The following is a 24,476-nucleotide window of genomic DNA, read 5'->3' on the forward strand; positions in this document are numbered from 1 at the left end:
CCTGTCCTGTTTCCCTGATTTTCAAGTTTCAAGGTATTGTGATCATGAGTAAAGTTTCGCTTCCCAAAGATAAGATTAAGATCCTGTTGTTAGAAGGTGTGCACCAAAGTGCCCTTGAAACCCTAAAAAATCAGGGCTACAGTAACATTGAATACCTGAAAACTTCCCTGCCAGAAGCTGAGCTAATTGAGAAAGTTGCCGATGTGCATTTTATTGGTATCCGCTCCAGAACCCAATTAACTGAAGAAGTGATAGCCGCGGCTTCCAAATTAGTGGCTGTAGGTTGCTTCTGCATTGGTACCAATCAGGTGGATTTAAACGCGACGCAAATTCGCGGTATTCCGGTATTTAATGCTCCCTTCTCCAATACCCGCTCCGTAGCAGAGTTGGTGTTAGGTGAAATCATTCTGTTACTCAGAGGCATTCCGGCTAAAAACGCTTTAGCGCATCAGGGCGGCTGGGATAAAAGTGCCGTAGGTTCCTATGAGGCCAGAGGTAAAACCCTGGGTATCATTGGTTATGGCCACATTGGAACTCAGTTATCTATCCTGGCTGAGCATTTAGGTATGAATGTCCGCTTTTATGATATCGAAGATAAACTGGTGCTGGGTAATGCCGCTCAGGTTTCTTCACTGACTGAACTGCTAAAAACTTCAGACGTGGTTTCCTTGCATGTTCCGGAAACACCACAAACCAAAAATATGATTGGTGCCGCCGAGCTGGAAGTGATGAAGCAAGGTGCCATTCTTATCAATGCCTCACGTGGTACCGTGGTAGATATTGACGCTCTGGCTGAAGCCATGAGAGCGAAAAAGTTAGGTGGCGCAGCCATCGACGTATTCCCGGTTGAACCCAAGTCCAACAATGAAGAATTTGTGTCGCCACTGAGGGAATTCGAAAACGTGATTCTGACTCCGCACGTGGGTGGCAGCACTCAGGAAGCGCAGGAAAATATCGGTAAAGAAGTGGCGGGTAAAATTGCCAAATACAGTGACAACGGCTCCACCCTTTCAGCGGTTAACTTCCCTGAAGTTTCTTTGCCTGAGCACATTGGCCGTTCCAGACTACTGCACATTCACAAAAATGCACCAGGCGTGTTAACCCAAATTAACCAGGCGTTTACGCAAATGGGTGTGAATATTGCGGCTCAGTATCTGCAAACCAATGAAAATATTGGTTACGTGGTTATTGATGTAGAAACCGATCATGCTGAAGATGCTTTCCAGGCATTACAGGCCATCGAAGGCACTATCAAAACCCGTATTCTGCACTAATAAAACGGGAGGCGATCGCCTCCCTTACTTTCATAATTCAAACTTAATCGAAAATAATAGACCGTCGGCCTGAGATAGCAATTCTGTGCTGCAAGTGCAGCTCCACCGCCCTCAGCAAGGTTTCGGTTTCAATAGATTTGCCCATGTTCACCAATTCATCCGCTGTCTGACGGTGGGTAATGGGTTTTACGTTCTGCATAATTATGGGTCCCTCGTCCAGCTCCTCAGTAACATAGTGAGCCGTTGCACCAATAAACTTAACACCATACTCTCTGGCCTGATGATAAGGTTTGGCCCCCACAAATGCGGGCAGCATGGAATGATGAATGTTGATCATTCTACCGGTCCATTTGGCCAGCACATTGGGCGGAATAATCTGCATATATTTAGCCAGTACCACTACGTCAATGTCATGCTCTTCAAACAGAGCCATGGCTTTTTCACCCTGCTCTACTCTGGTTTCTGGTGTGATAGGAAGATGATAGAAAGGTAAATCAAAGCGTTTGGCATCCACTTCCATATCAGTGCGATTGCTGAGTACCAGCGTGGCTTCAGCGTTCCATTCATGAGACAGAATTTTCGCCAACATGCCATAAAAACAAGGCAGTTGTTTAGTCACCATAATGGCCATTTTGAGCGGCTTATCCAGAATCCTGAGATCCAGTTCTAAATGATAACGACCATCCAGCTCGTGTCTCAACGCAGCAATAATTTCTTGGTTTGGGATGAGAAAAGCATCCAGCTCCCACTCCATCCTGGCAAAAAACATGCGCGGCACCGCTTCAACATCCACATACTGATCAAAGTCGGTGATATTGCCTTTGTTTTTGTAAACAAACTGGGTCAGCGCCGCTGCGACACCTTCCTGTAGTGGCCCTGAAACCACTAAAATTGCGCGTGTTGTCATTCTATTGCTTTAATTTTTTCTGTGAGACTCATCACAGCTGATTAAGTATTTATAGCAAGCATAATAGCCAGATACAGTTTCTGAAAGTAGTTTCCTAAAAAAGCATTGGTTGTATTCATATATGTCGATTTGTTGTTTAAATCCGCGTCGCGCCATAGACTGATAAAGTGTAATATTCAGATAAAATGCAGTTCAAAAATAATTGGTACAGGGAGCACAGATGATAAAGGTTGCTTTAATTGGATTTGGGAGTGTTGCACAAAACCTGCACCTGCCCTTAATTCGACATCAGTCACAATTACAAATCACTGCTGTTGCCAGCTCAAAACCCGAGTTGGTTGAGCGACTGGTACCAGAGGCTCAGTGCTTTGCCAATTACGAACAACTTCTGGCAAATTCCGACGCCGACTTGGTGGTCATCACCACTCCGAATGAACATCACTTTCCTATTGCGATGCAAGCCCTCAAAGCTTCAAAGCACGTGGTTATCGAAAAACCCGTGGCGTTATTGCAAAAAGAAGTACAAACTTTGCAGCACGAGGCTGAAGAGCATGATGTGCAGGTATTTCCGTTCCACAATCGCCGTTGGGATGGCGACTTTCAGACTGTGGCTCAGCTTATAAAAGAAAATCGCTTGGGTGATATCAAGCTATTTGAATCTCATTTCGACCGGTTTCGGCCCATCCCTAAGGACAAGTGGAAGGAACATGCAGGTCCAGGCAGTGGTATCTGGTTCGATTTGGGCCCGCATCTGTTAGATCAGGCTTTTGTACTTTTTGGTATTCCCGAAGCCATCACCGCCAGCTTGCTCAATACTCGCCCTCAATCCAACACCACGGATTATTTTCACGTTCAGTTGCATTACAAAGATAAAGAAATCCATTTAAGAGCCAGTAACCACAATGCCGCGCCTGTGCAACGCTTTCACGTTCAGGGCAACAGTGGCACCTTTGTAAAATATGGAATGGACGTGCAAGAAGCGCAGTTGATGTCAGGACTTGCGATTAGTGACAATAGCTATGGCCTGGATTCAGAAGCAAGCTACGGCACACTTTATGAAGCAAGCGCTTCGGGTGATGTTAATGCACACAGTATTACAACATTACCGGGTTGCTATCCCAGCTTTTATCAGCAAGTTGCGGAATGTATCCGCTATGATGCAAAACCGCCTGTCGGCATTGAAGCTGCTATCGAAGTGGCCCGCTTTTTACAACTGGGCCAGTTGAGCCAGGAGAAAGGTAAAACCATCAAAGTCAGACAATTTCGGGAAGAATAACGTACCGCTATATACAATAGTATGTTGTAATCTTTCTATTCAGACATCTGAACCATTGGAATCGCTGAACGGCCTGCTATGACAAAAACAACATTAAAGGGATTTAATTCCCTCCGGACCCGCATATTACTTAACTTTTTGTTGGTGCTGAGCATCGTCGTTATTGTCACGCTTTACACAGTGCAGTCGGCCACTTATAAACACAGCACCGGGCAGCTAATGTCCTATGCGCAAACCTCTGCCAGTGTGGTAGAAGATAAGATTCTGAACCGCTCTATCTCATTGCGCGATGCATTAAATACCATCAGCAAAGATTTTAGTTTTAAACAGTTGGTGGCCACCAGTGACGATGACACCGCGAGTTTACTGTCAGCGCTGGAGAACTTTCAGGCCAGAGCCGGTGCAGACCTGGCCTGGGTGCAAAATAAAGATGGTCGCACTATTACCTCCAATCCGGAATTTCCAGTTAAAGACTTGAACGCAGATGCCAGAGACTTTTTAACGGATGATATTCATTGGCACAGCGTTGAGGGAAAGCTCTATCTGGTGCGTGCCATGCCGGTGAAATTTGTGGAGAGCTCCCGTAACATTAACGCTTGGGTATTAATGGGCATCCTTGCAGAAAATCTGTTTAATGAACGCTTGGCCAGCCTGACTGATTTGAATATCAGCCTGATGTTTATTGGCGCGCAAAATCAACTGATTGCCACAACCCATGAAGCGGAGATTGCCAGTGAACTGGTAAAACAGACTATTGTCACAAATGAACAACTCAATCAGTTCAGCGGAGAGTTGAGCCAGTGGATTTACATTGCCAGTGACCTGGGCAACTGGCGCGGTTTACCGATGGAGCTGGTATTAACTACCATAGAAGACAAAGCCTACCTTTCCTACAACAGCCTGCTAGGACAACTGATCCTGATTTTAGTTATTGCCGCAGCGATGGCTCTGGTGGCCGCCATGCTGTTATCTAATGGAATTACCCGACCAGTTACTCGCCTGGTAAGTGTTGCCAATAAAATCCGCCAGGGAAATTATGTACAGGAATTCCCGAAAGCCAGTACCAATGAAGTGGAATCTCTGTCTGATGCCATCCATTCGATGCAGGAAGGCATTAAACAAAGGGAGCAGGAAATTCAACACCTGGCTTATTATGACACCCTGACTCTATTGCCTAACCGTAACCAATTTAAAAACCACCTGACTCAGCTGATTAAAGCCAATCCTGAACGCCCATCAGCTGTGTTGATGATGGATCTGGACCGATTCAAAGAAATTAACGACACAATTGGTCATGAAGCCGGCGATCATTTGTTGAAAGAAATTGCCAATCGCTTAAAAGCCTTTGCTTACGAAGGAGTGTTCATCGCCCACATTGGTGGTGATGAGTTTGCCATCGTTGTGGAAGATATCAGCGGGCAGGATCCCAAAGCTGTTGCCGAGAACTTTTCTGGTTTATTTGACCGTCCGTTTGTTATTGAACAACTCACACTGGACGTGGACGTTAGCATGGGGATCGCCACCTATCCCAATGACGCAGACTCAACTGAAGGATTGCTGCAATGTGCTGATATTGCGCTCTACAGCTGTAAAGGCAAGCATTTCCCTTATGCCATTTACAGCGACAAATTGAACAAATATTCAGTGCAGCGACTTAGTCTGATGTCAGAACTGCGCGGCGCGCTGGCGGAAGGCCAGTTGCAATTGTATTATCAGCCGAAACTGGCCATTGCTGAGCGCAAAATTACCACAGCCGAGTGCCTGATACGCTGGATTCATCCGGTGCATGGTTTCATTCCTCCCGATGAGTTTATTCCCTTAGCTGAACAAACTGGTGCCATTCGCGATGTTACCCATTGGGCCTTAAGAGTCGCCTTTCAGCAATATAAAGAATGGCAAAAACAGGGATTCGAAATAGGTATGGCGGTGAACATCTCCGCTATTGATTTGGTAGATATGAAATTGCCTACCTACGTCGCTGAATTGATGTCTGAGTTTGATGTAGACAACTCCATGTTGACACTGGAAGTCACTGAAAGTGCGGTAATGTCTGACCCGGAAAGTGCTTTAAAAGCCCTGAACACTCTCAGACGCATGGGGATTACCTTATCCATTGATGATTTTGGTACCGGTTACTCTTCTATGGCCCAACTGAAAAAAATGCCAGTTGATGAGCTTAAAATCGACAAAGCTTTTGTGTTGGACTTGGCCAAAAGTGAAGACGATAAAATCATGGTGCGCACCCTGATGTCTTTAGCCCAAAACCTGGGACTAAAAACCGTTGCAGAAGGAGTTGAAGATGGTGACACCCTGAAGTTTTTGCAAGAAGTTGGCTGTACCAAGGCACAAGGATTTTACATGAGCCGCCCGCTACCTGCTGATAAATTCAGCGAGTGGTTCGCGAGCTTTGATGCCAATGAGTATTATCAAAAGCAGTAATCCTTAAAAGAATCAATAATCACAGAGTTTTTACAACAGTGTCGCTGTCCCACACCACCCGCTTTTTACAATTAAGCCGCTTACTTAAAGAGTTTGAAATACTGTGGCGAGATTCAGTGTTTCAGCAACCATCTCCCAAATGGGCCGATCATTATTCGGAGCTACATGAGCAACTCTTAGCCCTGAATGATGAAGAGTTAAATAAGCTGGAAACATCAGCCTCCGCACTGCATGGGTTTATCAGTGAAAGGTTACCGAGTTACAGCGAATTGCTGGAAGCCATTCAGTTACCAAGACAAAACCAAATCATAACCCCACCTAAGTTTGCAGATGTCGGCATTCCCGGTAGAAAGTGGCAACAAATCACCGCGTTTTTATCCCCACTTTTACAAGGACACCCATCACAAGAATCGTTTCCAACAAGGACACCCATCGCAAAATACACAATTCAACAGTTAACAGGACACCCATCGGAAGAAATAAATTTCTCTGCTCCTGAACTGGTTGACTGGTGTGCTGGCAAGTCACATCTTGGCCGCACGGCTGCGCTAATAACCGGCAATAAATTACACGCCATTGAGCGTGACGAAGCTCTTTGTAAAGGTGGTAAGTTGCTTGCTGATAAAATGGGTGTCCTGGCAAATTTTGATTGCGCAGATGTGCTGCTTAAAGATTTTTTCTTTAATAATAAGCAACAGGTACTAGCACTGCATGCCTGTGGTGACCTGCACAGGAAGTTATTGAAGGACTGGAAACACAGCGCTTCATCAAAACTAATACTGGCCCCCTGCTGTTATGAGAAGTGGTTAAAAGGAGCTTATCGACCATTGTCAAAGCTGGCCAAAGATAACAACCTGTCCCTAAGTACAGAACAGGTTAAACTGGCCATGCAGGAAACGGTTACAGCTTCGATGCGAGAGCAAACCTTAATGCACAAGTTACAAACCATGCGCCTGGCCTTTGACATACTGCAAAGGGAAATTCGAGGTATCGATGAATACTTGCCCACACCTTCACTGCCCTTATCTGCGGCAAATTGGTCAGTAACTGAAGTATTTAGTTTTTTGGCAAATAAAAAAGGCCTGAAGCTACCGGAACTCATTAATACCACAGACTATACCGATAAGGCTCGAATCCGTTATCAACAAATAAGACGATTACAACTGGCTGCTCAAGGATTCAGGCGACCTCTGGAGCTTTGGTTAGTGAGCGATTTAGCATTGTACCTGGAAGAAGAAGTAAGCAATGATATTCAGGTCTCGCTACAGGAATTTTGCCCTCGCGCACTTTCACCCCGAAACATTCAACTCACGGCAAGCCGGCTTTAATAAGCAAATTTACTAACTGGACAGCCACCTTAATAAATCAAACAATCATTAAAACTGTACTTCGGTACAGTTTTCAATTTCGGTTATTTGTGCAAAATAGAAGCTCTTGTTATCAGACTCAGGAGGAGTCCACATGCCAAAAGCCAGGAAGGCTCAAATCAGCCTTGAAGATACGTCTTATTACCACTGTGTTTCCCGCTGTGTACGCAGAGCTTATTTGTGCGGTGAAGACGAGCAGACCGGTATCAGCTATGAGCACCGCCGCCAATGGGTTGAAGACCGCATCCATTTTTTGTCTCAGATCTTTGCCATTAATATCTGTGCCTATGCAGTGATGAGCAATCACACCCATCTGGTATTACATATTCATAAAGATTTATCAGACAGCTGGGATACTGAAGAAGTGATTCGTCGCTGGCACCGGCTGCATAAAGGCACACTGTTAAGCCATCAATATCTGAGTCCTGAGCAACGTCAACAGATGGGAGAATCTCAATTATTTACTGTTGAAGAAACCGTTGAAGTTTGGCGGCAACGACTCACCGACATCAGCTGGTTTATGCGCTCATTGAATGAGTATATTGCCCGAGAAGCAAACAAAGAAGATGAATGCACAGGTCGCTTCTGGGAAGGCCGCTTTAAGTCTCAATCCCTGCTGGATGAAGCTGCACTTACAGCATGCATGGCCTATGTGGATTTAAATCCCGTCAGAGCCGGAATAGCTAACACACCGGAACAGTCAAACCACACCAGCATTCAATACCGCATCAATGCCGCTAAAGCAGGTAAAAACCCAAAATACCTGACTCCCTTCGCCGGCTATTTAAACCAATACCTGCAACATAGTTTGCCGTTTCATTTAACCGACTATCTGGAATTAGTGGATATCACCGGCCGAGTGATTCTTGATAACAAAAAGGGATTTATTAAAGGAGCAACACCGGCCATTCTGCAGCGACTCAATCTAGAACAAGCGCAATGGCTGGAACTCAGCACTCAATTTGAGGACTGTTTTCATCATGCCGCAGGCGGTAATGATTACCTTGAAGCTTATCGACAGCGTCACAATCTAAAACGACTCAGAGATAAAAACAACGCAATCAGGTTGTTTGGATAATAACAACTCAATACCTCAGATAGTTAATTCTTACCCGTCGGTAATGCTTAAACTCGTCTGTTTTTTTCAACCATCACTTTTCAACTGTAAAATCAGTCAATTAAGTTAATAAAACTGAAAAATTTAATCTCTTCGCAACGTAAGCCACATGAAAGTTCTGGCAAACCTCAAAGAAAAACCCAACAAATTAAAGTTGGGTGTCTGGATTATTCTTGTAGATCACTCTACCAGGCCAAACTGATAATGGTCTGAAATACTCATCATCAGAGCTTTGATAAGTTTTCCGCCAGTATCACCGTTTGTCATCACCACAAATCCATCCCCTTGATTAACAAAGGCGCGAAAGTTGTTGGTGAAGCCGAGATTTTTACCACCGTGACCAAAAACCAGCTTGCCACTTCTGTCTGACATCTCAGGACCTAGCCCCCAATTGTTCTTATGTTTCTGGAACATGGCCTCTACAGTTTCTTTTTTTAACAGCCCTGAGCCATTTCCTTTCATAATTTTCTGCATATGGATGACATATTGCGCAATATCTGAAGGCGTGGTCCAAAGACCTGCAGCAGGCTTTTCGGGATAATTGTTGTAGACTTGCTGAAACATATTCCCTTTGCGATCAAAGGCTGCGCTGGCTCTTGCTTCTAAATGCTCGGATAAATCATGCTGATAGGTACTACTGGTCATACCCAGCGGTTTGAGAATATTAGCATCCGTATATTCGGCGAATGATAACCCAGTTACATCTTCCACTATTTTTTGCATAACAGTATAGCCGCCACCGGAATAACTCCATTCGCTACCGGGCTTTATACTGACTTCAACTCTGGCGGTATTCCCAACACCATTTAACACCTCAACCGTAGAAGGAATATCCGGCTCTGCATAACCAGGAAATCCATGAACGGTCAGTCCTCCAGTGTGAGTCAGCAGATGTCGCAAGGTAACAGGGTTTTCTTTTTTGAGTTTCTTGCCTTCAACCTTCCAACCCTTAAGGTACAGATTTGCATCAGTATCGAGGTCAATCTTGCCCTCTTCCACCAGTTTCAGCGCGGCCAGAGCTCCTATCGGTTTACTGATGGAGCCCGCCTGAAACAATGTATGTTCATCTACATTGATTCCGGTTTCAGTGTTTGCAATCCCCCAGCCTTTGGCCCAGGCAAGATTCCCATCTTTTATTACCGCAACACTAGCACCGGGTAAATGAATTTCCTTCATTTTCTCAGTGACTGAAAGCGGCTTAGAGCTTCTGAACAAGAAAAAACCATCATCTTTTAAACTGGTTTCAATAGCCTGAATATCTGCGTTATCAGCAAATGTCTTAAAGCTAAAAAGAGTTGAAGCTAAAAATACCGAAAAACAAAAAAGAAGAGATTTACTGAATTTATTAGTAAGGTTGCTCAAAGTCACGTCTTGTTAGTTGTGCATACAAGGGGCAGAGTTTTACACAAGTTAACACCAGATCCCGGAGCATTTTCTAAAAGTTAAGAGTACAAACTAAAATAAACAGACACCCATCATAAAGTTCGGAGCCGTGGGTTTTTAGTATGGGTGTCCTGGTAATAGCTACTATGGGTGTCAGTTTAATTTTCAGTAAAGATAGTAATAGTAAAGGGACACCCATCATTAAATTCGGAGCCGTGAGTTTTTAGTATGGGTGTCCGTTTAATTTTGATTTAATTTGAATAGGTGTCTGTTTAACTTAGCAAAACTTTGGGAAATTAATATGGGTGTCCTGGTAAAAGCTACTGTTTTTCGGCGGCTTTGGCGGCGATGAAATCCTGTGCTTCTTGAGAAAGGCATCGGTTTGACAGGTAGGATTTCCCCGTCTGCAGGTGCAGCAACCAACCTTCGGAGGTTTGTTCGATTTTTACAATATCGCGCCAGGCGATTTTACTGTTGACGTGAATGGAGTGACTTTTCACAGATTCCTCGTCTATGGTGAGTGTCACTTTATTATTGGCCGCTTTGCTTATCATTTGTCTGGCTAACCACCAGGCTTTGTGGAATCGCACATTTAATGCTTCCAGCACCCCCAAGCCGATAATGAACCATGAGATGTAGCCACTAATTTCGGTGGCCAGCAATAATACCACGCCCACCAAAGCCAAAATCGTCGCTTTTATATAGCCCGGCTTTACGAAGTCATAGGTCACCGACTGGTCATAAGTTTCACTGTAGTGACTCTTGTCTAGCTTATAAGTGGTGGCGTAATGGAATGCTTCAGTCATGTGCTTTATCGAAATCTAAAAATACTAGTTTATCCGGCTTTTGCAGCTGATGCAGTAATCACAACGGTGAGATTATCGCATCAGCTATCAGAAAAAACGGATAAACACTAAAAAAAGCTGTACACCAAGGTGATAGCGGTTTCTGTATCCAGATTTTCAGAGCCTTCTTCCACTTCACTATTGTGATTAAGGATCACAGAGACCTTCATGGACATGGAGCCATTAATCTTCGCCGACAAGGAAGACTCAGAGCGAGACTTAGTGTTGAGGGAGCCTATCTCTGTACTCAGGATTTGTTTGATATTGGCATTTTTTGAGATCTTCCAGCCGTAGTCCAGCTGACCACGCAATATCGGACCACTGACATCTTCACCGTCTTGTAGCTCCTGAAAGGCATAACCAGGACCTATGCTGTAAGTAAAATGGCTATTTGACTTCTTAAACCACTGGCTGCTCCAGCCAGCCGCTAGTGTCGCCTGATATTCAAAGCTGCTGAAACGAGCATCTTCATAGGACACAAAACCAAACAGCCGGTTTTGTGGATTGTCCAGTTTGTAATTTGCCTGACCGGAGAGAAAAAAGCGTTGAGCGGTCGTCTGAGCTTCCTCGTACTCTTCGCCAGTGTCTTCATCTGTGATCATCACATCGTCCTGACGGTACAAGGTTTCAATCACATAATCATTACTCCAGTTTTGCATTTCGTGATGAGAACGCAAACTGCCTTTAAATGATGTTGTTTTAGTATTACCACCGCTGAAAATCGAACCAAATTCGCCTTCCAGGGTGAAGTCTTTGGCGTCTTCTTCCGATGGCGATTCCATTGCGATTACCGGAAGACTTAAAGACACAAAAGATAGATAGCAAATAGTAATTATTTTTTTCATTGTTCACCTGGCTCTTCGCGCTGAGCATTCTATGCAAACAGGTGCGGGAAGTCTAGACGTCCGAATACGTATTCATGTCAGGATTAAGAAGGTGTGGAGAAGTGCTGTTTAGTTGAAATAACAAGCGGGTAATTCTGCTTACCCGCTTGTGAAAATAAGCATTTTAAGTACGCGATGCTTCGAAAATCGCGTTGATGGAATCACCCAGCATTTGATTAAACTCGGCATCAGATTGCTGAGCAGTCAAACCTTGTGCCAGAGCACGAGAGAAGCTGGCAATCATACCCTTGTTGCGGGCGATAATCGCATTTGCCTCATCACGAGAATAACCACCAGACAGAGCCACAACACGGATCACGTTCTTGTGTTCCATCAGCACTTTGTAGAAGTTATCTTCAGAAGGCAAAGTCAGCTTAAGCATGACCAGTTCATCCTCGGCCAACAAATCCAGCTGCTCCAATATTTTGGCGCGCATGATGGTTTCTGCCTGAGCTTTTTCCGGAGAATGAATATCCACTTCCGGCTCGACGATAGGCACCAGGCCTTTAGCACTAATTTGTTTAGCTACCTGAAACTGCTGTGCAACAACATCACTAATGCCCTGCTCGTTTGCCAGTTTAATCACGGAACGCATTTTAGTACCGAACACGCCCTGAGCCACGGCTTTATCCAGTAAGGCGTCCAATTCCGGCATAGGCTTCATAACCTGCACACCATTAGCTTCGTCTGCCAGGCCTTTGTCCACTTTTAAAAATGGCACAACCTGCCTATTTTTCCACAAATAAGCGGCACTCATTTTACCTTCGATTTCACGATCCAGTGTGTTTTCAAACAGGATAGCACCTAACACTTTATCACCGGTAAAGGCCGGACTAGTGATAATGCGGGTTCGCATGGCATGCACGGCGTCAAACATTTCTTCATCATTGCTGTAGGCGCTTTCATCGACACCATATTGCAACAATGCTTTTGGAGTACTACCACCGCTTTGATCCAGTGCTGCGATAAATCCGTCAGTTTCACTGACCTTTTTCAACATTTCAGTGTTGGCTGGTAAAGCCATCTTAATTTCTCCTGAGTGCGAGCCCGTCGATTAGTGACCAAAGCCCATGGGTTTACAGTGTAAAATGTCCCTTTTGTTATTTTTTAATCCTGATAATTCTCTCGTTATAAAAACTTTAGCCAGCGCGTTTTTCTAACATGGCCACAGCCGGTAATACCTTGCCTTCCAGAAACTCCAGGAATGCGCCGCCACCGGTTGAAATATAGGATATTTTATCGGCAATATTATACTTGTCTACCGCGGCTAAAGTATCACCGCCACCCGCGATAGAAAACGCTTCGCTATTAGCAATGGCCAACGCCAGAGCTTTAGTTCCTTCACCAAACTGGTCAAATTCAAATACGCCAACCGGACCATTCCAGACAATAGTGCCGGCAGATTTAATTAATTCGGCTAAACGGCCCGCTGTCTCCGGACCAACATCAAAAATCATGTCTTCGTCAGATACCTGCTCAACATCTTTCAGGTGCGCCGCAGCATCTTCAGCAAATTTATCTCCAACGATAACATCCACTGGCACCGGGATATCACCGCCATTGGTTTTTGCAGTTTCCAGTAAGCGATTGGCTTCTGGGATCAAATCGGCTTCGTACAGGGATTTACCCACATTGTGGCCTTGAGCCGCAATAAAGGTGTTGGCGATACCGCCACCGACGATAAGTTGATCTACCTTGCTGGATAACGATTCCAGTACCGTCAGTTTAGTTGAGACTTTAGAGCCTCCAACTATTGCCAGCATAGGCTTTTTAGGGTTGTGCAGTGCTTTACCTAACGCATCTAACTCTGCCGCCAGCAAGGGACCTGCGCAAGAGACCGGAGCATGCAAACCAACGCCATGAGTAGAAGCTTGTGCGCGGTGAGCGGTGCCAAAGGCATCCATTACATAAACATCACACAGTGCGGCATATTGTTTTGCTAAAGCTTCGTCGTCTTTCTTCTCGCCGACGTTAAATCTGACATTTTCCAACACCACCAGTTCACCGTCAGCAACCTCAACACCATTGAGGTAATCTTTTTCTAATCTGACTTTGTTGCTCAATGCGTCCGACAGGTAATTCACCACTGGGGCCAGGCTAAACTCTTCTTCGTAAGTCCCTTCCGTCGGTCTGCCAAGGTGAGACATAACAATCACTTTAGCACCGGCTTTCAGAGCAAACTCAATTGTAGGTAACGCCGCTTTTAAGCGAGCATCAGAAGTTACCTTGCCGTCTTTTACCGGTACATTTAAATCTTCCCGAATCAAAACCCGCTTTCCGGCGAGATCCAAATCGGTCATTTTGATAATGGACATGTTCATAGTCTCCAAAGTTGTCTGTATTCTGTTAATTTAATGCGTTTTTATTTTTACTGTTATTGCATCATCGCCAGGCTGGTATCCAACATCCGATTGGCAAAGCCCCACTCGTTGTCACACCATACCAGGGTTTTTACTAATTTTTTATGACTGACCCTGGTTTGCGAACCATCCACAATGCAAGAGTGGGGATCGTGATTAAAATCACAGGAAACCAGAGGTTCTTCTGTATAAGATAAAATGCCTTCCAGTCGGCCAATTCGCGCCGACTCCAGAGCCTCATTTACGGTTTTAATACTCACGTCTTGGCTCAGAGTCACACTTAAATCCATGGCCGTCACATTGATTGTGGGCACCCTCACGGCAATAGCCTCAAAACGTCCGGCGAATTTTGGCAGTATGCGCTCCACCCCTAATGCCAATTTGGTGTCTACCGGAATAATAGATTGCGAAGCGGCGCGGGTACGGCGCAGATCAGGATGATAGGCGTCGATAACCTGCTGATCGTGCATGGAAGAATGAATTGTAGTAATAGTGCCACTTTCCACTCCAAAGTGATCATCCAATACCTGGATAACCGGCACAATACAATTGGTAGTGCATGAACCGTTGGATACAATGCGGTGCTGTTTTTCCAACAGATGATCATTAATACCAAAAATCACCGTGGCATCCATATCAGCCTTACAGGGCTGTGAAAAAAGTACTTTCTTGGCGCCAGCAGCGATGTGCTTTTCGCCGTCTTCTCTATCGCTGAATTCCCCGGTACATTCCAGCACCAGATCCACATCCAGTGCCTGCCAGGGTAAATCTTCGATTTTAGCGTGATTCAATAACTGAATTTCTTTACCGGCAACAGTGAGAGTGCGTTTGTTCAGAGTGACGGGGAAACTAAAGCGACCATGAGAGGTATCGTACTTGAGGAGGTGAGCAATGCCTTCAGGCTCTGCCAGTTCGTTGATGGCAACAACTTCTATAATGGCATCGCGTCCGGTTTCAAATAAAGCGCGTAAGACGTTTCTGCCAATTCGACCAAAACCATTAATGGCCACTCTTATCATGTTGGTTCCTGAATCTACCCCTTTTTGAAAACCCGGAGATACTACATCATTTCCAACAAAAAAGCAGGTCCGAAGACCTGCTTTCACTGGAATAAATTGAAATTCTGCAAGTCTTACAGAATTTCTTGTGCAGCTGCAACAACCGCTTCGCTGGTAATATTGAAATGTTTGAACAAGTCTCCCGCTGGCGCAGACTCACCAAAGGTGTCCATGCCCACAACACGACCATTCAGGCCCACAAAACGGAACCAGTAATCTTTGATCCCGGCTTCAACAGCAACGCGCTTGGTTACCGCAGCAGGCAATACAGATTCCTGATACGCAGCATCCTGCGCCAGGAAAGCATCGGTAGAAGGCATAGAGACCACTCTGACCTTAGTGCCGGATGCGGCCAGGGTATCGGCTGCATTTACGGTCAGTTCAACTTCAGAACCGGTAGCAATTAAAATCACTTCCGGAGTGCCATTACAATCCTTCAGGATATAACCACCTTTAGCAATGGCCGCAACCTGCTCAGCTGTGCGCTCCATCTGCGCCAGGCCCTGACGACTAAAGATCAGAGACGTTGGTCCGTCTTGACGTTCAATGGCCGCTTTCCAGGCCACCGCAGATTCCACCTGGTCACATGGACGCCAGTTCACCAGATTTGGTGTCAAGCGCATAGAAGCCAATTGCTCTACCGGCTGGTGAGTCGGACCGTCTTCCCCAAGACCGATGGAGTCATGGGTGTACACAAAAATAGCCGGTACTTTCATTAACGCCGCCATGCGCACAGCATTGCGAGCGTATTCCATAAACATCAGGAATGTCGCACCGTAAGGCTTAAAGCCACCGTGTAAGGCAATACCATTCATAATAGCGGACATACCGAATTCGCGCACGCCGTAGTACAGATAGTTGCCGCTGGCATCTTCTTTACTTACCCCCTTACTGCCAGCCCAGATAGTCAGGTTAGAACCAGCAAGGTCAGCTGAACCGCCTAACAGTTCAGGTAAAATCGGACCATAAGCATTTAACGCATTTTGTGATGCTTTACGGCTGGCAATTTTTTCAGGGTTAGCTTGCAGATCAGCAATGTAGGCTTCTGCCTGCGCCTGCCAGTCAGCGGGTAACTCATTGTTCAGGCGGCGTTGTAATTCTTTCGCCAGCTCAGGATGCGCAGCCTGATAAGCGGCAAATTTGTCATTCCAGGCAGCTTCTTTTTGCTTACCGACTTCGATAGCATTCCACTGCGCTGCAATTTCAGCAGGAATTTCAAATGCCGGTGCAGTCCAGCCAAGACGTTCACGAGTCAGTGCGATTTCATCATCACCCAATGGCGCGCCGTGGCATGACTCCTGACCTTCTTTATTCGGAGAACCAAAACCGATAACGGTTTTACAACAAATCAGCGTTGGCTTGTCAGATTCTGCTTTAGCTTGTTCAATTGCGGCACTAACCTGCTCAGGATTGTGGCCATCAATGTCACGAATAACATGCCAGCCATAGGCTTCGAAACGTCCCGGCGTATCGTCAGTAAACCAGCCTTCGACTTCACCGTCGATAGAAATGCCATTGTCATCCCAAAATGCAACAAGTTTGCCCAGTCCTAGTGTACCAGCAAGTGAACAGGCTTCATGAGAGATACCTTCCATCAGGCAGCCGTCACCTAAAAATACCCAGGTGTTGTGATCAACTACGTCATATCCAGGGCGGTTAAATTGTGCCGCCAATACTTTTTCAGCAATCGCCATACCAACAGCATTACTGATCCCCTGGCCTAATGGTCCCGTAGTAGTCTCGATACCGGGAGCATAACCATACTCAGGATGACCTGGGGTTTTGGAATGTAACTGACGGAAGTTTTTCAGTTCTTCGATTGGTAAATCGTAACCCGTGAGATGCAACAACGAGTAAATCAACATGGAGCCGTGGCCATTGGACATCACAAATCTGTCTCTGTTGGCCCAGTCAGGATTGGCAGGGTTGTGCTGCATATAGTCACCCCAGAGTACCTGGGCTATATCTGCCATGCCCATAGGGGCACCTGGATGACCTGATTTCGCCTGTTGGACGGCATCCATACTCAATGCTCTGATAGCATTGGCTAATTCTCTACGCGTTGGCATTGTTACTCCTGTTCGCAAACTAAAGCACCGCTGGCATAGCGGTTTGGGAGGCATATTCTGGCCCAGGAGGCCACTTGATGCAACGATAATCCCTAATCAAATATATTTTCTATATTACTTTTAATTCTGACCCTTTACCCAAACAGGTATATTAATACTCAATAACATGAGGAAAAACGAGTTGGGTTTTCCAACTTAATTAATTCTTGAAATTAGAAAAGAAGAAGTTCAATCCAGAATTTCAGATTTATCTCAAACTATATTTCCTTAAAATTCATGAACTTAAATTTGGACATTTAGACGTCTAGAAGGGGTAATGGATTTTTTCATTTTTTCAAGTAGACTTGCACAGCGTTAAAAACAAATTTTTTTAAAAAATCTAACAAAGTCAGATATAGGACACTTTATGGCAAAGCATTTATTTACTTCAGAGTCAGTTTCTGAAGGTCATCCTGATAAAATCGCGGACCAAATTTCAGACGCGGTATTGGATGCCATATTAGAACAAGATCCCAAGGCGCGAGTTGCCTGCGAAACCTATGTAAAAACAGGGATGGTGATGGTTGGTGGTGAAGTCACCACTTCCGCTTGGGTTGATATTGAAGATTTAACCAGAAAAACAGTACGAGACATCGGCTACGTCCACTCTGATATGGGTTTTGATGCTGATAGTTGTGCAATATTAAATACCATTGGTAAGCAGTCCCCGGATATAAATCAGGGTGTTGACCGCAGTCGTCCAGAAGAGCAAGGCGCGGGTGATCAGGGCCTGATGTTTGGTTATGCCAGCAACGAAACGGATGTATTAATGCCTGCTCCAGTAACTTACGCGCACCGTCTGGTTAGGAAGCAGTCTGAAGTACGCAAAGATAACGTACTTCCCTGGTTGCGTCCCGATGCCAAAAGCCAGGTTACCTTTGCCTATGAAAATGGCAAACCGGTGGGTATCGACGCCGTGGTGCTCTCCACTCAGCACTGTGAATCGGTAAGCCTGAAGAAACTTCAGGAAGCTGTAATGGAAGAGATAATCAAGCCTGTACTTCCGAGCGAGTGGTTGACGGCTGAAACTAAATATTTCATCAACCCAACGGGCCGATTCGTTATCGGTGGTCCAATGGGAGACTGCGGGTTAACGGGTCGTAAAATCATCGTAGACACCTACGGCGGTATGGCCAGACATGGTGGCGGTGCGTTTTCAGGTAAAGATCCGTCTAAAGTCGATCGTTCAGCAGCCTATGCGGGTCGTTATGTAGCAAAGAATATTGTGGCCGCCGGATTAGCCGATAAGTGCGAAATCCAGGTGTCTTATGCCATTGGTGTGGCAGAGCCAACTTCCATCAGCATTGATACCTTCGGTACCGGTAAAATTGACGACAGCAAACTGACTGAGCTTATCAAAGCACACTTTGATTTACGCCCTTATGGCCTGATCAAAATGTTGGATCTGGAACGCCCCATTTATCAGGCCACTGCAGCCTACGGTCATTTTGGTCGCGACAACTTCCCCTGGGAAGCCACTGACAAAGCCGAGGAGCTACGCGCTGCCGCTAACCTGTAATCCAGAATTACAATCCAGTTTTAGAAAAGGCTCAATATTGAGCCTTTTTTATGCCTTTAACTAACTCTTTGTTTATAATGGACTTACCCGCCTCAAAAATGAGGTATTCAATACATGGAGTCTAGTGTATGTCCTTCAGACAATTGTCCATCGCTATCCTGCTAAGCAGCTTAGTATTTTCCTGCGCAAAATCCCCCACCGGGCGCAATACCATTAAACTGTTTTCTTCAGAGCAATTGAACGAGATGGGAGTTCAGGCCTTTGACAGTTTAAAATCCGAAGCCAAGGTATCCAAAGAGCCAGTACAAAATGCTTATGTGCATTGCGTGGCAGATCAGATCATCAATCAGGTGCCTAAATCCACCTTTTCCGGAGAATGGGAAGTAGTGGTGTTTGACGACGAACAAATCAATGCCTTTGCCTTACCAGGCGGGAAAATTGGCATTTACACCGGCATACTCAAAGTTGCAGAAACACAACATCAGTTAGCCGCCATTATCGGACATGAAGTAGCTCATGTCATCGCGGAGCACGGTAACGAGCGTATGTCGCAAAGCACTCTGGTTGGCGTAGGAATGGAGGTCACTAATCAGGTTTTGCGCACCAATGAAGTCAGCCACAACAAAGAAATTATGGCAGCGATTGGTTTAGGTGTGCAGGTGGGTTTTCAGTTGCCCTTTAGTCGTACCCATGAATCTGAAGCCGATGTAATTGGTCTGGATTTAATGGCGAAAGCAGGATTTAAACCCAATGAGTCCGTAACCCTATGGCAAAATATGGAAAAAGCGTCGGGTGGCGAGCGCCCAATGGAGTTTTTGTCCACTCACCCGGCCCCGGCAACCCGTATTAAACAGCTGCAAAAGAATATGGCCAACGCTAATGCCCTGTACAAAATGGCTCCCGAAAAAGCCAATTGCGTACAAAGTTAAGTTAATCTGAGACGACGGGCCTAACGCCCGTCACCTTCCCAACGAAACAGCAGAGCACTGAGACTCAAAAACAAGGCAGTCATGCCAGCTAATGCCAAAACAGACGCTTTTTGATCCCACAAAGTGGCGCCATCCGTCATAATGCTGCGTGCGGTATCCACCAGATGAGTCAGCGGCAATAACTGAGCAGTATATTGCACCCATTGTGGGGCGCCTTCCAGTGAAAACCAGACACCGGATAGAATCATCATTGGCCAGGTTACCAGGTTTAACAGTCCACCGGTTAATTCTTCACTGCGACTGCGACTAGCCACCAGCAAACCTAAGGAAATCATACACATGGCCCCAAGCACTGCGACTATCAGTAAATCGAAGCCGGCACCCAACATATAAAAATCAAACATCCAGTCGGTTACCAGAAAGACACCTGCGGACAAAGTAACCACGATAAACAAACGCGACATTACCTGCGCCAGGATAAATTCGATGGGCTTGAGCGGGGTTGCCTTCAGCCTTTTTAGCACCGAAGCCTTGCGATAACGCACAATCACGTACCCCACCCCAAACAGGCAGCTAAACATCATATTCATACCCAAAATGCCAGGTAATACCCAATCCAGATAACGAATCGCCTTGCCCTCAATCGTCACGCGCTCAAAACCCGCAGTTCTGGCTAAAAACAATTGCTCCAGGGTGTATCCGGTTGGTGAAGTATCGTTCACCCAATAGCGCTTTTGGACTGGTGCCACCAGCAGATCAATTTTGTGTTTCCGAATACTGTCTAATGCGGCGTCCTGATTCGTGTATTTCACTTCCTCAAGGTAACGTAACTTTAAAAAGGATTTGATGTCGCCAGCCAGGGCAACCGTCTGAACTTCCTGCTCAGGCTCCAGAATTCCAACTTTAAACTGTGTTTTTTCATCCTCACCAAAGACAAAAGAAAAGCCCACAAGAATCAACACCGGAAAAGCGATATTCCAACTCAGCGATGATTTATCTCGAAAGAATTCCAGATTGCGGGCTTTAAACAGGGCAAAAAAACGTCGCCATATGGCAATAGCAGAATGACTCAAGGCTTAATCTCCCAATTGCTGACCAGTGAGTTTCAAAAACAAATCATCCAGATTGGCTGACTTAACGTGTAATCCTTCCAGTGAAACCTGAGCCTGCACTAGATGCGCTAAGGTTTGTTGTACATCATGCGTATTAATATCCCAAAACTCATGATTTTCCTCCGCCGATAACTCTTTCAAAACCTCGTCACTCAAGGCTTGCATGGGAATGCGTATTAAGGCTCCAGAAAAATGCTTGTTTAACAAGCTGCCAGGGTGGCCTCTTTCAATGATTTTACCCTTGTCCATTAACTCGATGTGATCACAAAGAAACTCAGCTTCATCCATGTAATGGGTAGTCAAGACTACCGTTTTACCCTGCTTCTTAATTATGCGAATTAGATCCCAGAAGTTGCGTCGGGCATGAGGATCCAGCCCTGTAGTGGGTTCATCCAGAAACAAAATATCCGGATCATTGACCAGAGCTAAGCCCAATAACAAACGTTGTCGTTGACCACCTGATAACTTGCGGTGATCCTGATGCAGAAAATCCTGCAACTGACACAATTCAATGATGTGCTGTTCGGCCAATCCCTCATCATAAAAACTACGAAACAATCGAATGGTTTCCAATGTAGTCAGGTAATCCTGCAATGCGGTATTTTGAAACTGAATGCCAATGCGCTTTAACGATTCTCGATTTAACGGGCTACCTTCAAACAGGATTTCACCCGAGTCGGGCGTGGAAATGCCCTCCATCATTTCGATGGTTGTGGACTTACCCGCCCCGTTAGGCCCCAGTAAGCCAAAACACTTGCCCTTTTCCACCTGAAATGACACGCCATCCACGGCTGTTAAACCATTGAATGACTTAGTGAGGTTTCTGACCTCAATCATAACCGCCATGCCGTTGTTTCCTTTTCTCTGAATTGCTATTTATCTGCCAGGCAATATTCATATAAACTAGGCACAAAAAACTGAAACAGTCATTTCATGCGCATTCCCAGAATATATTACCCCGACACTTTGCAATCCGACAGCCAAATTGAGTTACCAAAAGATTCAGCCATTCATATCACTAACGTACTGCGACTTAAGCCGGGTCATCCGGTGGTTATGTTTAACGGCGATGGCAACGAGTACAGCGGCGAAATACAGGAAGCCAGTAAGAAATCCACTAAGGTTTTTGTTTCCGCAAAACTCGGGCTGAGTGTGGAGTCACCGTTACAAACCCATCTTGCTCAAGGGGTTTCAAAAGGTGAACGGATGGACCTGGTGATGCAAAAGTCGGTGGAATTAGGGGTTTCTGAGATCACCCCCATAATAACTGAACGCTGTCCGGTAAAACTCAATGAGGAGCGCTGGCAAAAGAAGCTGCAACATTGGCAAAAAGTTATCATTTCAGCTTGTGAGCAATGCGGCCGAAATACCTTACCGGTGCTTCATCAACCCGTTTCTTATCAATCCTGGATCCAGCAATCCACCAATCAACGCCGTTTGATGCTGCATCCGCAAGCCGAGCAGCGTCTCAATCAATTGTCGTTACCACCAGAGGGTGTGCGTTTGATGATTGGGCCGGAAGGTGGCTTGTCGGATGCTGAAACTTATCAGGCCCGTGAGTTTGGCTATGAGGAAGTACTGATGGGGCCTCGTATTCTGCGCACCGAAACCGCGGCATTAGCGGCACTGGCAATACTGCAAGCGGGTTTTGGCGATATATAAGCTCAGCTACGGATATAACGCCAGTAGCGGGTCAGGCCAGCTTCATTGATCAGACGTCGCATCTGTTGCTCGCTGTCTTCAGCATCAGGAAACTGACTCAAAAGATCTTTGAAGCGCATCAGTGCCCGGTAATAGCGGCCACTCTGCCAATGATTGAGTGCGAGGTATTCAAAACGGAATTTAAGCCGTTCTGGCGTCATTGAGCTGGTTAGCACAATGTTGTTCAAAATCATAAAAGAGATAAGTTCCGGGGACACTTCTACCTTTGCTAAAACCTGCTCAAGGCGCTCGTGAATTTCTCTGGATGCATTGTGTTTTTCCAGCTTATTGGCGGCATACAACAAAACGTTTAGCTGCGACATGTCCAGTTTTCTCAATTGCAAATACAGCAATTCAAACTGTTCTTCCGCTATCGCTTTACCCTCGTGCAACGCCATGCCCAGCTCCAGGAAAGGCGCGTATACCGAGTACTTGAATTCGCCTTTTTGCCAGATCCGGTGATCTGCCATTTCCTGCAACATCACATAAACATCCACTTTCGACAAGCTATCCAGTTCGCCAGTGGCTAGTGCGACAAAATACAGTTTGGTTTTTACCGCAATCAGGTTGCTGTACAACATGGAAGTGCGCGGCGCTTTACTCAATCGACCATTAATAAAAGACAGCGCCCGTTGCAAGCCTTCAGCTTGTTGAATCAATAAAGCATACGTCTGAGCATCATTACCGCGCAAATTCTCAATAGGTAATTGCTGAAAATAACGCAGTGCACTGCGGTAATTGCCTTCCGCAACATTTAAGTAAGTCATCAGGTAAACCCGACCAAACAAAAACTGCTTGTTTTTTTGGGCCTCGTTCACTAACTCAATAATGGCGTCATCCTGACCAGTGACGATATTAATATAAGCCAACTCACGAAACCGACAAGTAGGGTCTTTGATTTTGTTTGCGAGCTTTAAGGCCAACTCAGGCTGTTTGGCCTGCATCAGAAGTTGCAACTTCATTACCAGTAATTCGTCATCAAGCACCGGGTCGCGATTCTTAACCTTGATCTCAGTGACTTTTTTAACCAGATCAGCTGGTGCCATTTTATGCAGTTTTGCCAAAATGGGTTTAAACAACTTGATGGAAGTTATCGTGCGGTATGTCAGATACCTTATTCGTTGGAAGTCTACCGGCAAATGTAAAATTTCGGTCTGCAAATAGCGAAAAATAGGGGCTGATAATTGATAGGATGAATCACTACTGACGATGACAAACTTACACCAAAGTGGTACCAGATTGTCTCTTGTCAAAAAGCGAATTATGTCCGGCGCTGACAGGCCATAACCTACATCAGCATTGATCAGTACCAGGTCGCAAGGTAAGGGTTTATCGCGATTAAACAATTGTCTCGCATCTGACTGCAGTAACACATCAGGTTGGCCAATCTGAGTCAGAATATCCTTGAACATATTGCGATTTTGCAAAGAGGGATCGATTATTCTTATTTTCAGATCAAAAAATGCCAAGGCCTTACCGCTTTATACAGGTCTGAGGAGAAGCGATACTCTATTTGATGTCAAAACAATGAGCAAGTCTTGAATGTTAGATCAGCTATATGATACCGCTTTCAATCGCCTTTAGCACTGCTCTGGTGCGATCCCTAACCCCCATTTTAGCCAAAATAGTGGACACCTGGTTTTTAACTGTGCCCTCAGATTTGTGCATGGCTATGGCGATTTCCCGGTTGCTGCAACCCGCAGCCATCAATCGCAAAATTTCCTGTTCTTTTTCAGACAGTGGTTCGGGCTCACTAAAACTCTCAAACTCTGTGCTTAAACCCTGTAGCCCTTGCAACACCTTTTCCGTAATGCTGGGTTGAATTAAGGTTTTACCGGCGGCTACATCCTTGATACCCGCCACCAGCACATCCAGCGACACATCTTTTAATAAGTAGCCTTTTGCACCTGCCTGCAAGGCTTCCATCACTAGCTGATGATCATCAAAGGTTGTCAGCATAATAACAGGCGTATTGATATCTGATTGCTGCAGCCTCTTTACCGCTTCGATGCCATTTATTTTGGGCATGCGGATATCCATCAAAATAACATCAGGGCGATAACTCTGAACCAATGCCATCACCTGTTCGCCATCTTCCGCTTGTGCCACCACCTGCACCTCTTCAGACAAGGCTAACAAACTGGTTATCCCCTGCCTCACCAGAGTCTGATCATCAACTAATAGCACCCGTAACAAA

At 45.5% G+C, this 24,476-nt stretch carries 20 protein-coding genes; 8 read left to right on the forward strand and 12 right to left on the reverse strand.

What is annotated here, in order from left to right; all coding sequences use genetic code 11:
- Positions 1-44 precede the first annotated feature (44 nt).
- Positions 45-1,274 (forward strand): phosphoglycerate dehydrogenase, encoded by a 1,230-nt coding sequence (gene serA, locus ACXAD8_RS07775; protein ID WP_475226917.1) that lies wholly within the window; start codon positions 45-47, stop codon positions 1,272-1,274.
- Positions 1,275-1,317: 43 nt separating this feature from the next.
- Here the strand turns inward: serA and purU are convergent, their stop codons facing one another.
- Positions 1,318-2,181 carry a formyltetrahydrofolate deformylase gene (gene purU, locus ACXAD8_RS07780; protein ID WP_475226921.1) on the reverse strand — a complete coding sequence of 288 codons (864 nt, stop codon included), beginning with the start codon at positions 2,179-2,181 and terminating at the stop codon, positions 1,318-1,320.
- A 220-nt stretch (positions 2,182-2,401) separates the two neighbouring features.
- On the opposite strand from purU, the gene ACXAD8_RS07785 reads away from it, so the two are divergent.
- The 4 genes from ACXAD8_RS07785 (at position 2,402) to ACXAD8_RS07800 (ending at position 8,341) form a co-directional block, all read left to right on the forward strand.
- A complete protein-coding gene (locus ACXAD8_RS07785; protein WP_475226924.1) occupies positions 2,402-3,457 on the forward strand; it encodes an oxidoreductase in 1,056 nt (351 codons plus the stop codon).
- A 78-nt stretch (positions 3,458-3,535) separates the two neighbouring features.
- Entirely contained in the window at positions 3,536-5,896 is a 2,361-nt protein-coding gene (locus ACXAD8_RS07790) for a putative bifunctional diguanylate cyclase/phosphodiesterase (protein WP_475226926.1), read from the forward strand.
- Positions 5,897-5,934: 38 nt separating this feature from the next.
- Complete coding sequence (locus tag ACXAD8_RS07795) at positions 5,935-7,224, forward strand: methyltransferase (RefSeq protein ID WP_475226929.1); 1,290 nt, start codon at positions 5,935-5,937, stop codon at positions 7,222-7,224.
- Positions 7,225-7,357: 133 nt separating this feature from the next.
- Positions 7,358-8,341, forward strand: coding sequence for a transposase (locus ACXAD8_RS07800; RefSeq protein ID WP_475226932.1), 984 nt, complete (start codon positions 7,358-7,360; stop codon positions 8,339-8,341).
- 219 nt (positions 8,342-8,560) lie between these two features.
- On the opposite strand, the gene ACXAD8_RS07805 is transcribed toward ACXAD8_RS07800, so the two are convergent.
- The 7 genes from ACXAD8_RS07805 to tkt all read right to left on the reverse strand — a co-directional run bounded on the left by ACXAD8_RS07805 (position 8,561) and on the right by tkt (position 16,979).
- Positions 8,561-9,742, reverse strand: a complete 1,182-nt coding sequence (locus ACXAD8_RS07805; protein ID WP_475226935.1) for a serine hydrolase domain-containing protein — start codon at positions 9,740-9,742, stop codon at positions 8,561-8,563.
- Between the two features lie 341 nt (positions 9,743-10,083).
- Positions 10,084-10,569, reverse strand: coding sequence for a YcxB family protein (locus ACXAD8_RS07810; protein ID WP_475226938.1), 486 nt, complete (start codon positions 10,567-10,569; stop codon positions 10,084-10,086).
- 107 nt (positions 10,570-10,676) lie between these two features.
- Positions 10,677-11,453 carry a DUF481 domain-containing protein gene (locus ACXAD8_RS07815; RefSeq protein ID WP_475226940.1) on the reverse strand — a complete coding sequence of 259 codons (777 nt, stop codon included), beginning with the start codon at positions 11,451-11,453 and terminating at the stop codon, positions 10,677-10,679.
- 163 nt (positions 11,454-11,616) lie between these two features.
- Complete coding sequence (locus tag ACXAD8_RS07820; RefSeq protein ID WP_475226943.1) at positions 11,617-12,516, reverse strand: fructose bisphosphate aldolase; 900 nt, start codon at positions 12,514-12,516, stop codon at positions 11,617-11,619.
- A gap of 115 nt (positions 12,517-12,631) precedes the next feature.
- Positions 12,632-13,807, reverse strand: coding sequence for a phosphoglycerate kinase (locus ACXAD8_RS07825; protein ID WP_475226945.1), 1,176 nt, complete (start codon positions 13,805-13,807; stop codon positions 12,632-12,634).
- 59 nt (positions 13,808-13,866) lie between these two features.
- Positions 13,867-14,871 carry an erythrose-4-phosphate dehydrogenase gene (gene epd / locus ACXAD8_RS07830; protein ID WP_475226948.1) on the reverse strand — a complete coding sequence of 335 codons (1,005 nt, stop codon included), beginning with the start codon at positions 14,869-14,871 and terminating at the stop codon, positions 13,867-13,869.
- Positions 14,872-14,984: 113 nt separating this feature from the next.
- A complete protein-coding gene (gene tkt, locus ACXAD8_RS07835; protein WP_475226951.1) occupies positions 14,985-16,979 on the reverse strand; it encodes a transketolase in 1,995 nt (664 codons plus the stop codon).
- Positions 16,980-17,385: 406 nt separating this feature from the next.
- Between tkt and metK the strand changes: the two genes are divergently transcribed.
- Positions 17,386-18,537 (forward strand): methionine adenosyltransferase, encoded by a 1,152-nt coding sequence (gene metK, locus ACXAD8_RS07840; RefSeq protein ID WP_475226953.1) that lies wholly within the window; start codon positions 17,386-17,388, stop codon positions 18,535-18,537.
- A 128-nt stretch (positions 18,538-18,665) separates the two neighbouring features.
- Positions 18,666-19,466: a M48 family metallopeptidase gene (locus ACXAD8_RS07845; protein ID WP_475226956.1), complete on the forward strand. Its 801-nt coding sequence runs from the start codon at positions 18,666-18,668 to the stop codon at positions 19,464-19,466.
- Between the two features lie 20 nt (positions 19,467-19,486).
- Here the strand turns inward: ACXAD8_RS07845 and ACXAD8_RS07850 are convergent, their stop codons facing one another.
- Together ACXAD8_RS07850 and ACXAD8_RS07855 are read right to left on the reverse strand one after the other, a co-directional pair.
- A complete protein-coding gene (locus ACXAD8_RS07850) occupies positions 19,487-20,539 on the reverse strand; it encodes an ABC transporter permease (protein ID WP_475226959.1) in 1,053 nt (350 codons plus the stop codon).
- Positions 20,540-20,542: 3 nt separating this feature from the next.
- Positions 20,543-21,424, reverse strand: coding sequence for an ABC transporter ATP-binding protein (locus tag ACXAD8_RS07855; RefSeq protein ID WP_475226961.1), 882 nt, complete (start codon positions 21,422-21,424; stop codon positions 20,543-20,545).
- 87 nt (positions 21,425-21,511) lie between these two features.
- Here ACXAD8_RS07855 and ACXAD8_RS07860 point away from each other — a divergent pair, with 87 nt between their 5' ends.
- Entirely contained in the window at positions 21,512-22,240 is a 729-nt protein-coding gene (locus ACXAD8_RS07860; RefSeq protein WP_475226964.1) for a 16S rRNA (uracil(1498)-N(3))-methyltransferase, read from the forward strand.
- A gap of 2 nt (positions 22,241-22,242) precedes the next feature.
- On the opposite strand, the gene ACXAD8_RS07865 is transcribed toward ACXAD8_RS07860, so the two are convergent.
- On the reverse strand, positions 22,243-23,748 hold the full coding sequence (locus tag ACXAD8_RS07865; RefSeq protein WP_475226967.1) for a response regulator: 1,506 nt from the start codon (positions 23,746-23,748) through the stop codon (positions 22,243-22,245).
- 85 nt (positions 23,749-23,833) lie between these two features.
- Positions 23,834-24,475 carry a response regulator gene (locus tag ACXAD8_RS07870; RefSeq protein WP_475226970.1) on the reverse strand — a complete coding sequence of 214 codons (642 nt, stop codon included), beginning with the start codon at positions 24,473-24,475 and terminating at the stop codon, positions 23,834-23,836.
- Position 24,476: the final 1 nt, after the last annotated feature.

The organism is Planctobacterium sp. AWH2_060, assembly GCF_056158425.1.

Bases quoted from the DNA above. Each gene is read 5' to 3' on its own strand.
- serA (WP_475226917.1), top strand. From the start codon at position 45: ATGAGTAAAGTTTCGCTTCCCAAAGATAAGATTAAGATCCTGTTGTTA.
- purU (WP_475226921.1), bottom strand. From the start codon at position 2,181: ATGACAACACGCGCAATTTTAGTGGTTTCAGGGCCACTACAGGAAGGT.
- ACXAD8_RS07785 (WP_475226924.1), top strand. From the start codon at position 2,402: ATGATAAAGGTTGCTTTAATTGGATTTGGGAGTGTTGCACAAAACCTG.
- ACXAD8_RS07790 (WP_475226926.1), top strand. From the start codon at position 3,536: ATGACAAAAACAACATTAAAGGGATTTAATTCCCTCCGGACCCGCATA.
- ACXAD8_RS07800 (WP_475226932.1), top strand. From the start codon at position 7,358: ATGCCAAAAGCCAGGAAGGCTCAAATCAGCCTTGAAGATACGTCTTAT.
- ACXAD8_RS07810 (WP_475226938.1), bottom strand. From the start codon at position 10,569: ATGACTGAAGCATTCCATTACGCCACCACTTATAAGCTAGACAAGAGT.
- ACXAD8_RS07815 (WP_475226940.1), bottom strand. From the start codon at position 11,453: ATGAAAAAAATAATTACTATTTGCTATCTATCTTTTGTGTCTTTAAGT.
- ACXAD8_RS07820 (WP_475226943.1), bottom strand. From the start codon at position 12,516: ATGGCTTTACCAGCCAACACTGAAATGTTGAAAAAGGTCAGTGAAACT.
- ACXAD8_RS07825 (WP_475226945.1), bottom strand. From the start codon at position 13,807: ATGTCCATTATCAAAATGACCGATTTGGATCTCGCCGGAAAGCGGGTT.
- epd (WP_475226948.1), bottom strand. From the start codon at position 14,871: ATGATAAGAGTGGCCATTAATGGTTTTGGTCGAATTGGCAGAAACGTC.
- tkt (WP_475226951.1), bottom strand. From the start codon at position 16,979: ATGCCAACGCGTAGAGAATTAGCCAATGCTATCAGAGCATTGAGTATG.
- metK (WP_475226953.1), top strand. From the start codon at position 17,386: ATGGCAAAGCATTTATTTACTTCAGAGTCAGTTTCTGAAGGTCATCCT.
- ACXAD8_RS07845 (WP_475226956.1), top strand. From the start codon at position 18,666: ATGTCCTTCAGACAATTGTCCATCGCTATCCTGCTAAGCAGCTTAGTA.
- ACXAD8_RS07855 (WP_475226961.1), bottom strand. From the start codon at position 21,424: ATGGCGGTTATGATTGAGGTCAGAAACCTCACTAAGTCATTCAATGGT.
- ACXAD8_RS07860 (WP_475226964.1), top strand. From the start codon at position 21,512: ATGCGCATTCCCAGAATATATTACCCCGACACTTTGCAATCCGACAGC.